At 73.6% G+C, this 12,717-nt stretch carries 12 protein-coding genes; 6 read left to right on the top strand and 6 right to left on the bottom strand.

The window, feature by feature from the left end:
* Positions 1-207: 207 nt before the first annotated feature.
* From AB0472_RS21920 to AB0472_RS21910, 3 genes are all read right to left on the bottom strand, one after another.
* On the bottom strand, positions 208-846 hold the full coding sequence (locus tag AB0472_RS21920; protein ID WP_366358146.1) for a GPP34 family phosphoprotein: 639 nt from the start codon (positions 844-846) through the stop codon (positions 208-210).
* Positions 847-970: 124 nt separating this feature from the next.
* The gene (locus AB0472_RS21915; protein WP_366358145.1) at positions 971-1,630 is read right to left on the bottom strand and encodes a response regulator transcription factor; all 660 of its coding nucleotides are present in this window, start codon (positions 1,628-1,630) and stop codon (positions 971-973) included.
* A complete protein-coding gene (locus AB0472_RS21910) occupies positions 1,627-2,796 on the bottom strand; it encodes a sensor histidine kinase (protein ID WP_366358144.1) in 1,170 nt (389 codons plus the stop codon). Before AB0472_RS21910 ends, AB0472_RS21915 begins: the two co-directional genes overlap by 4 nt.
* Positions 2,797-3,201: 405 nt before the next feature.
* Here AB0472_RS21910 and AB0472_RS21905 point away from each other — a divergent pair, with 405 nt between their 5' ends.
* From AB0472_RS21905 to AB0472_RS21895, 3 genes are all read left to right on the top strand, one after another.
* Entirely contained in the window at positions 3,202-3,558 is a 357-nt protein-coding gene (locus AB0472_RS21905) for a 3-oxoacyl-[acyl-carrier-protein] synthase III C-terminal domain-containing protein (RefSeq protein WP_366358143.1), read from the top strand.
* Between the two features lie 355 nt (positions 3,559-3,913).
* Positions 3,914-4,111: an acyl carrier protein gene (locus tag AB0472_RS21900; RefSeq protein ID WP_366358318.1), complete on the top strand. Its 198-nt coding sequence runs from the start codon at positions 3,914-3,916 to the stop codon at positions 4,109-4,111.
* Positions 4,112-4,219: 108 nt separating this feature from the next.
* A complete protein-coding gene (locus AB0472_RS21895) occupies positions 4,220-5,674 on the top strand; it encodes a WGR domain-containing protein (RefSeq protein ID WP_366358142.1) in 1,455 nt (484 codons plus the stop codon).
* Between the two features lie 22 nt (positions 5,675-5,696).
* On the opposite strand, the gene AB0472_RS21890 is transcribed toward AB0472_RS21895, so the two are convergent.
* The 3 genes from AB0472_RS21890 to AB0472_RS21880 all read right to left on the bottom strand — a co-directional run bounded on the left by AB0472_RS21890 (position 5,697) and on the right by AB0472_RS21880 (position 9,343).
* Positions 5,697-6,701 (bottom strand): 2-dehydropantoate 2-reductase, encoded by a 1,005-nt coding sequence (locus AB0472_RS21890; RefSeq protein ID WP_366358141.1) that lies wholly within the window; start codon positions 6,699-6,701, stop codon positions 5,697-5,699.
* 210 nt (positions 6,702-6,911) lie between these two features.
* Positions 6,912-7,763 (bottom strand): MarR family transcriptional regulator, encoded by an 852-nt coding sequence (locus tag AB0472_RS21885; RefSeq protein ID WP_366358140.1) that lies wholly within the window; start codon positions 7,761-7,763, stop codon positions 6,912-6,914.
* A gap of 131 nt (positions 7,764-7,894) precedes the next feature.
* Entirely contained in the window at positions 7,895-9,343 is a 1,449-nt protein-coding gene (locus AB0472_RS21880; RefSeq protein ID WP_366358139.1) for an aldehyde dehydrogenase, read from the bottom strand.
* A gap of 186 nt (positions 9,344-9,529) precedes the next feature.
* Here AB0472_RS21880 and AB0472_RS21875 point away from each other — a divergent pair, with 186 nt between their 5' ends.
* The 3 genes from AB0472_RS21875 to AB0472_RS21865 all read left to right on the top strand — a co-directional run bounded on the left by AB0472_RS21875 (position 9,530) and on the right by AB0472_RS21865 (position 12,613).
* Complete coding sequence (locus AB0472_RS21875) at positions 9,530-10,018, top strand: TetR/AcrR family transcriptional regulator (RefSeq protein ID WP_366358316.1); 489 nt, start codon at positions 9,530-9,532, stop codon at positions 10,016-10,018.
* A gap of 70 nt (positions 10,019-10,088) precedes the next feature.
* On the top strand, positions 10,089-10,913 hold the full coding sequence (locus tag AB0472_RS21870; RefSeq protein WP_366358138.1) for a maleylpyruvate isomerase family mycothiol-dependent enzyme: 825 nt from the start codon (positions 10,089-10,091) through the stop codon (positions 10,911-10,913).
* 206 nt (positions 10,914-11,119) lie between these two features.
* Entirely contained in the window at positions 11,120-12,613 is a 1,494-nt protein-coding gene (locus tag AB0472_RS21865; RefSeq protein ID WP_366358137.1) for a hypothetical protein, read from the top strand.
* The last annotated feature ends 104 nt before the right edge of the window (positions 12,614-12,717 follow it).

The following is a 12,717-nucleotide window of genomic DNA, read 5'->3' as shown; positions in this document are numbered from 1 at the left end:
TGATGCAGCCGGGCGTCCGGCCCTGCGGTGAGTCACCCGGCATTGCAGACACCCGTCCGGCCCGCGGCCGGTCGCCCGGCGTCGCGGCCGGCCGTCCAGCGTCGCGGCCAGCCCTCCGGCCCCACGGCCACTCGCCCGACGTCGCGGCCAGCCGCCCAGCGTCGCGGCCAGCCCTCCGGCCCCGCGGCCGGTCGCCCGGCGTCGCGGTCAGCTGCCGCCCATGCCGCCCTGGGCGGCGATCATGGTCGTCGGCAGCGCGCGTACGGCGTGTTCCAGGCCGGGCGCGAGGGTGCCGAGGCGCCTCGTGCAGGCGTCGATACGGGCCCGGCGGCTCTTCCGGTCCTGCCGTGACACGACCGCGCGGACCCGGCCCGCCGCGGCCAGCGCCACCAGCACGGCGTCGGCGTCGGGGACCTCGCGCACGGGGCCGACGCCGTGCAGCGCCGCGGACACCCTGGCGCGCAGTGCCGCGGGGACGGCGCGGTCCGTCACGGTCGACCGGCGGGCGCCGAGGCGGAAGCGGGGCGCCCGCAGGGTGAGCAGTCCGGCCGCGGCCAACCGGTCCTCGACCTCCGTCAGGCTCTGCCTGCGGTGGCGGCGCACGAGCTGCTGCCAGCCGTGCCCGCCGACGGCGTCGCGCAGCACCCCGTCCAGGACGGGGTCGCCGGTCGGTTCCGTGCCGGACACGGTGACCGTGCCGCGGTCCTCCCCCAGCCGGCCGCGCAGGGCTAGGTCGGCGAGGGCGGCGGCGCGGACCAGCAGCTCGGCCCGGGAACGGTCGTACGGGCCTTCGGCCGCGTCGTCGTGGGCGAGCAGGTACATGAGGCAGGCCAGGTCTTCGGTCACATCTCGACGCTAGGGCCGGTCACCCGGGCCGCGGATCGGCCGCCGGGACGGGCCGGGACCGGGAGCACGGGAGGACTGCGGCCCGGTCTCCTCCCTGAGGAGGAGGGGCCGGTCCCCGGCGGCGTCAGGCGCGGCGCGGTCGTACGAGGCCGTGGTCGTAGGCGGCGACGACGGCCTGGACGCGGTCGCGCAGGCCCAGCTTCCGCAGCACCGCCGTGACGTGGTTCTTCACGGTGGCCTCCGAAAGACGCAGCCGCTCGGCGATCTCCGCGTTCGACAGCGCCTGCCCGATCAGGGTGAGCACCTCCCGCTCCCGGCCGGAGAGCTCCCGCAGGGACGGCGGCGGCGCGGGGTCGGGCGTGGTGCGCAGGAACCGGTCGAGGACGCGGCTGAGCACGGTGGGCGCCAGCAGCGCGTCACCGCGCGCGGTGACGCGGATGGCATCGACGAGTTCGGGGGCGCGGATGTCCTTCAGCAGGAACCCGCTGGCACCGGCCCGCAGCGCGTCGACCACGTGCGCGTCCACGTCCCAGGTGGTCAGCACGAGCACCCGGGCCCGGCCCCCCTCCGCCACGATCCGGCGGGTCGCCTCGATGCCGTCCATGACGGGCATCCGGACGTCCATCAGCACCACGTCGGGCGCCAGCTCCCGGGTGAGCCGCACCGCTTCGCCGCCGTCGGACGCCTCGCCGACCACCTCCAGGTCGTCCCGGGCATCGATGATCATGCGGAAGCCGGTACGGACCAGGGCCTGGTCGTCGGCGAGGACCACACGCAACGTCATGACACGCCCTCCACCGGCAGCCGCGCCGCCACCTCGAACCCGCCGCCGGGCAGCGGGCCCGCACGCAGGGTGCCGCCCACCAGCCGCACCCGCTCCCGCATGCCCACAAGCCCGCGCCCCGCTCCCGTCGTACCCGAACGCCCCTGCCCGCTAAGGCCGTTGTCGACCACGGTGACCTCCACACACGTCCCTTCCCGCAGCACCCGCACGCTCACCTCGTCGGCGCCCGCCGCGTGGCGCAGGGTGTTGGTCAGGGCCTCCTGCACGATCCGGTACGCCGCCAGGTCCACCGCGGCCGGCAGTCCGCCGATGGCGCCGTCGCGCTCGACGCGCACACTCATCCCGGTCGCCCGCACGGTGTCGGCCAGTTCGTCCAGACGCGCGAGCGAGGGCCCCGGCCGCCGCAGCTCGCCGGTTCCCCCCTCGCCCTCGTCGGGTCCGAACGCCCGCAGCAGCAGCCGCAGTTCGCCGAGCGCCGAGCGGGCACCCGACTCGATGGCCCGCAACGCCTGACGGGCCTGTTCGGGCTGCCGGGTGAACACGTCGTCGGCGGCACCCGCCTGGACGACCATCACCGACAGGGTGTGCGCCACGACGTCGTGCACCTCGCGTGCGATCCGCGCCCGCTCCTCCACCACGGCCCGGCGCGTCTCCGACCTCGTCCGGTCCCGCTGCGCCCTGCGCCACTGCCCCGCGGTCCATGCCAGGACCACCGTGAGCAGGTAGACCGCCAGGCCCGCGGGGCCGCCCGCGCCGAAGGACAGCGGCGCCGGCAGGCACATCGCCAGGAGCGCCCGCGCGGACACCCGCCGCGGCCTGATCGCCGACAGCACGCACAGGGCGATCTGTGCCGCGAGCAGGGCCCCGGTCAGGCTCACCGCGGGCAGCAGCGCCCACACCGCCACTCCCGCCGCCGCGGTCGCGGCCAGCACGGCGGCCGGGGCGCGCGCCACCCGTCCCAGGGCGCAGACCTGGACCAGGACCAGGGCCACGGCCGCGGGCAGCCGTCCGGCGTGTTCCGCGCCGACGACGACCACCGAGGTGCCGAGGACGGCGAGCACCAGGGCCGCCGATCCCCACCACAGGACCCGCGCCGACCGGGGCGAAGGCTCCTGCCCCGCTTCCCCGGCGAGCATCTCGTCCGGCTGCCTGTTGCTGCGGTCCACGCCCCGACCCTATCCGTTCCGTGGCCGGGTCACGTCACCGATTCCGCCCGGATGGCCCGCATTATGTACCTATAAACGCAAGCATTTATGCCAACGTCTTGACGCCCTGAAACGGAGGGCACGCTGATCGCTATAGTTTCCGGAGTTGCGCAGGTCAGCGCATGAGCGTGTCGGTGCGAAGTAGAGACGATATTCCTCCTTTAGGCGGCGCGGTGCTCACATCCGAGGAACTGGCCAAACAGAACGTTCTGGAAGCATTCTCCTTCACGTGCTCGTTTCTCCTTTCTTCTTCGTCAATCGCGTCGTTGTCCCGATGAGAAAACGTGTCAGGGGGTCGACTTCGGCGACTCCGAGCACCGCTGGCCGGGCGGTCCCGACCGGGATCCGGCCGGCCTGCTGAAACTCGTGGCGGCACAGGACGAACTCGTCGGCCGCACCCTCGACGAGGCCGGAATCACGATGGAGGATGTCTCCCGCGTGGCCTGTGCGAACGGATCCCGGGAACGTGTCGAAGGCCGCGCGATGATACCGCTGGACCTGCCGATGTCCCTTTCCACGTGGGAACAGGGGCGCACCGTCGGCCATATCGGCGCCAGTGACCAGATGGTGGCCCTGGAACAGCTGCTGCTCTCCGGAGAACTGCGCCGCGGGGACCCTTTCCTGATGCTCGGCGTGGGACCCGGACTGAACATCGCGTGCGCGGTGATCGAGATCATCAAGAATCCGCACTGGTCCGCCGCCCGTCCGGCCACCGCCGCGTGAAAGGCGCCCCATGGATTGCGGTCTGAGCGCTCGGCAGCAGGAGCGCTACGCGCGGGCGAAAGCGGCCGCGCACGAACTTCCCGCGGACTCCTCCTCGGATTCCGCCCCGGATTCCCCCCCGGATTCCTCCATGGATTCCTCCACCTACCCCGTCGCCGCCGCCTCCCCGTTCCTCCGGGACGTCTGACGACGACGCCCCCACGCCCCGTACCGCCCCGTCCGGAGCCGCGCGCGTCGCCCCGGCGCCCGCCGCGCGGCCGGACCCCCCGGCACCGCGTCCGGCGTCCTCGCACGGGCCGGGCGCCGGCGCCGCCGTGGACCGGGCGGAGCTGTTGCTGGATCCGAGGTCGCCGGCATCCTGCGCGTCGACGCCGCGCACCTCGCCCAGGACCGGGACCTGACCAGCCAGGGACTCGATTCGCTGATGGCGGCTCAGCTCCGGCAGGCGGTGCAGCGCTCGCACGGGGTTCTGCTGCCGATCGGCCAGATCCTGAGCCGCACGACGCTCGGTGATCTGACGGACCGGCTGAACTCCGCGCCCCGGCCGGAGTGATCGCCGTGACGGCGGGCGCGGGCTGCTGTCAGTGCCTCCCTCTACGGTTCGATCAATGGGATCCGCCGGACGGACGGCGGATCCGTGGGGTGAGGGGTCTGGTCTGCCATGTCCACCGGTTCTGCCACGGCGTCGACGACGTATCTGGAGCTGTCCCAGGAGGACGGCGCGGCACACAAGTTCTACGAGGTCTCCGTCGCCGACCTGGTCGTGACGGTGCGCTACGGCCGGATCGGCGCCGCGGGGCAGACGCAGACGACGACGTTCTCGACGGTGGAGAAGGCGCGGGCCGCCGCCGCGAGGAAGGTCGGCGAGAAGGTCCGCAAGGGATACGCCCCGGCCGTCCGGGGAGCACGCGCGCCACGCTCGGTGACGCGGCGTCAGGTCGCCTCGGCGCCCTCCACCGCGCGCTCCGCCGCGCCCGTGCTGTGGCGTTTTCGCACCGGCTCCGCCGCGTTCGGCATCCATGTCGACGACGACCGCTGCTGGGTCGGCAACCAGTCGGGGGATGTGTACACCCTGGACCACGAGGGCGGCGTGCTGGCCCGCTTCAGGCTCCCGGACGGCGTGAAGTGCCTGGTCGCCGACGACTTCTGGATCTACGCGGGCTGTGACGACGGCAAGGTGTACGACCTGTCCTCGAAGCTGCCGTTCGTGGCCTACGACATCGCGGCGGACGTCGACATCTTCTGGCTGGACATCCACGAGGGCGTGCTGGACGTCTCCGACCGCGACGGCCGGCTCACCGTCATCGACCACGAGGACGAGCACCAGTGGGCCCGCCGCAGCCAGGGCGAGCAGGCCTGGATGGTCCGCGCCGACGAACGGGCCGTGTACCACGGCCACACCAGAGGCGTCACCGCCTACGCCCCGGACGGCGGCCGGGAGTTGTGGCACACGCCCACCAGGGGCGGGGTGCTGTTCGGCTGGCAGGAGGGCGACGTGGTGTACGCGGGCACCGCCCACAAGGCGGTCCAGCGGCTGTCGAAGGCGACCGGCGCGATCGAGGCGACGTACACCTGTGACAGCGCCGTGTACTCGTGCGCGACCTCGCCCGGCGGCCGGTTCGTGTTCGCCGGGGACGCCTCCTCCTCCGTCTACTGCTTCGACCGGGACGGCACCCGGCTGTGGAAACTGGGCACGGGCGACGGCTCGGCGCTGTCGATGCAGTACCACGACGAGCGGCTCTACCTGGTGACCACCGACGGCTCACTGGTCTGCGTGGACGCGAGCGAGGCGGCCGTCGCGGCGGCCCAGCAGGGCTCGGTGCCGGTGGCGCGGGACGTCAAACTGGCCGCGGCGATGCCGGCCTGGGCGCCGGCCACGACCGTGGGCGCGGTGACCACGGTGACGCAGGCGCCCACCGGGGCGATCGTCGTGGAGTGCGTCCAGGAGGCCGGCCGGGTCCGGGTCCACGTCGTGTCCGACGGCTACGACCAGTCGCTGAACGTGCAGTTCCCGCGCGCGATACGCGAGCCCGGCGCCCGCTATGTCGTGGACTCGCTGCACACCGCGGCCGGCGGTTTCTACCGGGTGCGCGGTGACATCCGGCGCCTGCTGTGAGCCACGGACGACGGGGCGGGACTCAGGACGCGGCACGAAGCTCGGCGTACAGCTCCGCGCCGGTCCAGGTGCGCGGGGTGGTCTCCGCCTCGTGCACCAGGGCGGCGAGCCGGGCGTTGGCAGCGGCGTCCTGTCCGAGGCTGCGGGCGAGGGCGACTATCTCGCCCTGCAGTGAGTCGATCTCGGTGGGGCGGCCGCGTTGCAGGTCCTCCCACATCGACGAGCGCGCGTGGGCGTCGATCCGCAGCGAGGCCGCTGCCACCCGGCGGAACACCGCGTCGGGCAGTCCCAGTAGGTACGGGGTCAGGCGGGGCGAGGCCGGGCCGAGACGAGCGGGGGCGATCCCCGCGGCGCGGTAGGCGGCAAGGGCTTCGCGCTGGCACAGGGCCAGGCAGCGGCGGTAGGCCCGTTGGCCGAGCTGGTCGCGCAGCGGCAGCCCGGACAGGGCGTTGACCGCGTTGTTGAGGTTCATCAGCAGCTTGGCGTGCTGCACCGCGGTCATGTCGGTGCGGGCCTCGACGGCCAGGTCCGCGCCGCGCAGGGCCGCGTGGAGGGTGTCGTCGGGCTCCGTCATGAGCGTGCCCGGCATGCCCTGGTGGACGGTGCCGGGCTCGGGCTGGACCACGTTGTAGGGCACCATCCCGGCGAGCACGGTGTGCCCCGGCAGGGCGGGACGCAGGGTGGCGGGGTTGTGCAGGCCGTTCTGGAGGCTCACCACGACGGCGCCGGGGGCGAGATGGGCGGCGAGGTCCTTCGCGGCGGCCTCGGTCCCCGCGGTCTTGACGGTGACCAGCACGTAGTCGGCGCCGGCCGCGGCGCCGGGTTCGGTGGCGAGGGTCAGCCGGTCGGGCGGGAGGTGCACGGACGGGCGGGCGGAGACGGAGAGCGTGAGCCCCCGCTCACGCAGCACTGCCATGCCGGAGGGCCTGCCGATGAACACCACCTCGTACCCGGCCGCGACGAGGTGGCCGCCGAGATGGCAGCCGATGCTGCCGGCGCCGAGGACGGCGAAACGGGGCTTCGACACGGGTGACCTCCGGTGCGTCGGACGGCGGCGGCGCGGTTGCGGCCCGGGCCGGTCGGCCACCCTAGCGTTCTCGGGCCGGATACCGAACGGCGCCGGGCACCAGGCGTTCGGGGGGATCGACACCCGGTCCCGTGTCCGCTGGGTGGCTCGGCAGGGTGGTCGGCGGCCGCGCCTTCCCGGATCGCCACGATCCGTGACGGTTTCTGCGGGTCACTGCGAGCCCGCCGCCACGAGGGTCGCGGTGATCGGTTCGAGCTCGGTGATCAGTTCGTCGAGTTCGGCGGGTGACAGGGCGTCGTAGGGCGGGGTGGCGAGTTCGTCGGTGAGGGTTTCGACGCGTCCTCTGGTCGCGCGGCCGGCGTCGGTGAAGTGGCCCTCGGCGTCGACGAGTCCGCGCTCGCGCAGGCCGTCCATGACCGCGGCCAGGCGTTCCTTCGGCAGGTGGTGGATGCGTCCGAACGACTCCGGCGGGTGGATGCCCTGGTGAAGGGCGGTGAGCACGTGGGCCTCGGTGCCGCCGATACGGGCGCCGACGAGAGCGGCGACGTGCCCGTCGCCGCGGTGCTCACGCAGCATGGTCGCGGAATGCCACAGCCGGGCGACGGGATCGCGGGGCACCTGGAGGGTGCGCATGCCGGCGTACATCACCCGCCCTTCGGTGGGGGCGCTCGTCGCGGCCTTGGTGGTCAGGTCCGCGGCGCGCACCAGGCCCGGGGAGCCGGCCAGTTCGTCGCCGAGGATCCGCCGCAGGGAGGCCGCGCTGCCCCGCTCCCGCGCGGCCACGGAGGCCTCGGGCGGGATCGTCTCCCAGGCGCTGGGAATGTGCCGTGCGGCCTCCCCGTCGGCGAAGTTGTAGAAGGCGGCGTGCACGACCTGGGCCGGCACCCGTCCCAGTGGCGCGGCGCGGCTCGCGAAGTAGCCGTCCCAGTAGGTGCGGTGGCCGAGTGCGGCCAGTTCCTCGTTGCACTCGTCGGCGAGGAAGGTGACCAGGCAGATCGGCTCCAGGAGCTCGAACATGCGCCGGGCGATGTGAGTCATCGGGTGCAGGCGGGTGCTGCCCATCGGGTTCTCCCCTTGTCAGGTGTGCGGTCTTGGACCGTCCGGCACACCGGAAATCATCGGCGGCCGAGGGGAGGCGGTCCGGACGGGCGTGTGTGACGATCACGAGCATCCGGGCCCGGCGGTGCTCCGGGTCAGGCCCCGGACGCCGCGAGCGTGACCGACTTGTACTCGACGTACTGGGCGAGGCCCACCGCCCCGTACTCGCGGCCGATGCCGCTGGCCTTGTGGCCGCCGAAGGGGCCGTCGAAGGAGATGGGCGCGCCGTTGACGGTGACCGTGCCGGTGCGCAGGCGGCGAGCGACCTCGAGGGCGTGGGCCTCGTCGGCGGACCACACACCGCCCGAGAGTCCGTACTCGGAGTCGTTGGCGATGCGCACCGCGTCGTCCTCGTCGTCGTAGGGGATGACCACGAGGACCGGGCCGAAGATCTCCTCCTGCGCGATCCGCAGGGAGTTGTCGACGTCGGCGAAGACGGTCGGGGTGACGTAGTTGCCGTTCTCCAGGCCCGGCGGGACCTGTGGGCCGCCGGTGACCAGCCGGGCGCCCTCCCTGATACCGAGTTCGATGTAGTCGCGCACGCGCTGCTGCTGGTCCCGGCGGACCATCGGGCCGATGAAGGTGTCGGGTTCGGCCGGGTCGCCGACCTTGAGCGACTCCACCAGGTCCTTGAGGGCGGTGACGACCTCCTCGTACCGGCTGCGCGGCGCGAGGACGCGGGTCTGCGCGATGCAGGACTCGCCGTTGTTGAGGAGCGAGGCGAACTTCAGTCCCGGCACCGCCCGTTCGAGATCCGCGTCCGGCAGGATGATCGCGGCGGACTTGCCGCCCAGCTCCAGGCTGACCCGCTTCAGCTGCTCGCCCGCGATGGCGGCGATCCTGCGGCCGGCCCGGGTCGATCCGGTGAACGCGATCTTGTCGACGTCGTGGTGCGAGACGAGGTACTCGCTGGTCTCCCGGTCGGCGGGCAGCACGCTGATCACGCCCTCGGGCAGACCGGTCCGCTCCAGCAGCCGGGCGAGCAGCCCCATGCTCAGCGAGTTCTCCGGGGACACCTTCAGAACGACGGTGTTGCCGGCCAGCAACGCGGGGATGATCTTCGCCATGGCCGCCGAGAACGGGGAGTTCCAGGGGATGACGGCGGCCACGACCCCGACGGCCTCGCTGCGCACCACCGTACGGACCGACGGGGCGGATTCCAGCGTCTCTTCCCAGCCGAACTCCTCCGCCGCCCTCAGGTAGGCCTCGGCCTGCCGGGTGAGCCCCTGCCGGCCGGCCCTGGTGAACCAGCGGGCCGAGCCGTTCTCGGCCGAGATGACGTCGGCGATCCGCTCGGCGTCGGCCTCCCGGAGGGCGTTCAGCCGTCGCACGAGGGCGATCCGCTCGGCAGGCGCGGTCCGCGGCCACGGGCCCTCGTCGAAGGCGGCCCGCGCGGCGGCCACGGCCCGGTCGACGTCGGCGGGCCGGGCCTGGGCGGCGCGGCCGATGACCGACTGGTCGTGCGGCGACCTGATGTCGAGCAGTTCCGGATCGCTGGGCGCCGTCCACGAGCCCGCGATGTAGAGACGGTCGTAAGTGATCATGTGCGTCCTCCGGAGGGTCCGAACGGGTCGGAGCGATTATCTGTCACTTCAATGTAGCACTTACATATGAGTACGCCTCATAGATGCGCCATAAGATGAGACAGGTTCCACACCTCCGGTTATGCTCTGCGCGTGAGAGCCGACGCAGCACGCAATCTGGAAGCAGTTCTGACCACCGGGGCCCGCATGCTCGCGACCGATCCGGGCGCGAGCATCGCCGCGATCGCCGCCGAGGCCGGTGTCGACCGGCGCACGGTCTACCGGCGGTTCGCGTCCCGCGACGAGCTGCTGGCGGCCATCTACGAGGCGCGCTACGACGCGGTCGAGCGGGCCGTCGAGCACGCCAGGCTGCGGGAGGCGCCGGTCGCCGTGGCACTGCACCGGTACGTCGAGGACGTCATCGGCGTCAATCGCAAGTGGCCCGTGGAACTCACCCGGCTGAAGGCCGACGACGCGATCCGGGAGCGGCGCGACGCCCTGGTCCGGGAGGTGGACCGCTTCCTGCGGCGGGCCACCGAGGAGGGGCTGCTCCGTGACGACCTGCCGCCCGCCTGGGCGAGTGCGCTGCTGCCGCAGCTCATGCATCTGGCGTCACAGCAGTTGCCGGAGCTCAGCCCGGCCCAGGCCGCCGACACGGTCGTCGACACCTTCCTGCGGGGGCTCGGGGCGCAGTGATCGCCGCGGGGGTTGTGGCGGGCCCGTACGTCTGATTGGGTACCGCGCGACAGAACAGGGGGTGGCCGGCGTGGATCAGGCGGCAGGGCAGGACGTGCGCGGGGCGCTGCCCGCGGGGCTCGGGCAGGCGATACGGCGGACCGCCGCCGACATCACGGCCGTACTCGACGGGATCACCGACACGAGCGGGGCCGTACCGGGATCGCAGTGGACGGTCGGCGAGGCGGCGGCCCATCTGGCGCTGGCCAACGAGCTGATGGCCGACCTCGCCCTGGGCCGGGAACGGCCGTACGGGGACGGCACGCCGCGGAGCCTGGCGGCGGCCAACGCCGAGTCGCTGGCCGTGTTCGGGGAGCGCCGGGCGGCGCCGCTCGCGGCGATGATCGGCGCGCAGGCGGAGCGGTGCGCGGACGCGCTGGCCGCGACGGCCGACGGCCCGGCGCCGGTGACCCCGCTCGGCCCGATGGACCGGTCCGTGCTCGCCTCGTACCTGCTCACCCACATGCTGGGCCACGGCTACGACCTCGCCCGTGCGGTGCGCCGCCCGCACATGATCGACGCCGAACGGGTCGCATGGTGCGTGCCGTTCCTGCTCTCGGTGATGCCGGCCGTGGCGGACGGCACGGCCACCGCCGGTCTGACCGCCCGCTACACGATCCGGCTGCGCGCCGGCGCCGGCGCCTTCGGCGTCGCCCTGGCCGACGGGGCCGTACAGGTGACACCGGAGCCGTCGGAGGCCCCGGACTGCACGATCCTCATCGAACCGGTCGCCTTCCTGCTCATCGCCCTCGGCCGCCGCAACCCGTGGCTCGCCATGGCCCGGGGCCAGGTGTTCGCCTACGGGCGCAAGCCCTGGCTCGGGCCCCGCTTCCCCGCCCTCTTCGTCGCGCCCTGAGCGTCCGGCCGCCGCTGCCGCAGCCCCGGTCCCGCGCCGGCACCGCGGCACAGCAGCCCGGCGGCACGGCCGCCGCACGCTGATCCGGCGCGCTCCCGGGCGTCCCCCGTCCGGCCCAACCCCCCTCGGCCAGAAGAGGCGCGCGGGCGTGACCGGTGTGACCGTGGTGGAAGGTATGGGCGCGCGCACGGATCCGAGGAGGCTGCATGGCCGAGGGACTGGTCGACGGCAGAGCGTCCCGCACTGCCCCGGTGGACGGCTCCGGCCGCACCGTGCCGACCTTCGAGGCGATGAGTGCCGTCGCCGACGCCGTGCTCTACGAGGGGTACCTCCTCTACCCCTATCGGCGGTCGTCGCCGAAGAACCGTGCCCGCTGGCAGTTCGGGGTCCTCTTCCCGCGCGACTGGGCGGAGGCGGACGGGCCGGTCAGACCGGGCGTGTCGGGCTCCGCCGACTCCTGGTACCAGCGGACGGAGTGCCTGCTGCGGGTGCGCCGGCCGGATGCGGTCGTGCGGCTGCGGGTGCGGTACCTGCAGGTGCAGCACAAGCAGGTCGAGGACGCCGACGGGCGCCCCGTCGAGTCGCTGGCCTGCGGCGACGGGACCGTACAGCTGACCTTCGAGGAGGCGGTGGCCCGCGCGGCCGACCTCACGGCCGCGCCGGCCGAGGGCGAGCACAGGTTCGCGGTGGGCTCGCCGGCCGGTGCCGACGTCGAGGAACTGCCCGGCGGCGCCGGGCGGATCGTCCGACGCCGGGCTGAGGTGCGGGCGAGTACCGTCCTGGGGGTCGAGCGGCTCGGCGAGGACCTCTTCCGGCTCCGGGTGCGCACCGCGAACGACGGACGCGTGGGGGATCCGCACGCCCCGCGCGACCAGGCCCTGCGGCACGCGCTCATCGCCACCCACACGCTCCTCAGCGTCGAGGGCGCGGAGTTCGTCTCCCTGATCGACCCGGGCCGGGCCCTCCAGGAGGCCGCCCGAAGCTGCCGCAACGACTTCACCTTCCCGGTGCTCGGCGGCCCGCCGCCCGCCGCCGCCCCCGAGGACGGCTCGGCGTCCGCCCTGCTGCTCTCCTCGCCGATCATCCTCCCCGACCATCCGCAGGTGGCTCCGGAGAGCCCCGGTGACCTGCACGACGCCGGTGAGATCGACGAGATCCTCACCCTGCGGACCATGCTGCTGACGGACGAGGAGAAGCGGGAGGCCCGGGCCACCGATCCGCGGGCCGCCGAGATCCTCGACCGGGTCGACACCATGCCGCCGGAGGTCCTCGAGCGCCTGCACGGTGCCATCCGCTCGCTCGGCCCGGCCGGCGAGGCCTCCCCCGCCGGGCGTCCGGCCTGGTGGCAGGAGGGCGGCGACGACGGGCTCGCGCCCGCCACCGACACCGTCCTCGTCGACGGCGTGCGGGTCGGTGGCGGCAGCCCGGTGCGGCTGCGCCCGCGCGGCCGGGGTGCCGACGCCCAGGACATGTTCCTCGTCGGCAGGACCGCGACGGTCGCCGCCGTCTTCCACGACGTGGACGGCAGCACCCACCTCGCCGTCACCGTGGACGACGACCCGGCGGCCGAACTGCACGGCTGGTACGGCCGCTTCCACTACTTCCGGCCCGACGAAGTCGAGCCGCTCGGGGGCACCGACGTCCCGGACCCAGCGGCGGCTGCCGAGCCGTCCCCGGGACCCACTCCATCGGAGGCCTAGCACATGAGCACCAGCAAGAACGGCACCACGGCCGCCGTCGGCGAAGCCGACCGGGCGGCCGAACACCAGGGGTTCGACGAGATCACCATCCTCTGGATCTCCGA

Source organism: Streptomyces sp. NPDC086777 (genome assembly GCF_040702065.1).
In the GTDB taxonomy this organism is placed as follows: domain Bacteria; phylum Actinomycetota; class Actinomycetes; order Streptomycetales; family Streptomycetaceae; genus Streptomyces.
Note: the sequence above shows the minus strand (reverse complement) of the source record. Positions and strands in the feature narration are given on the sequence as shown.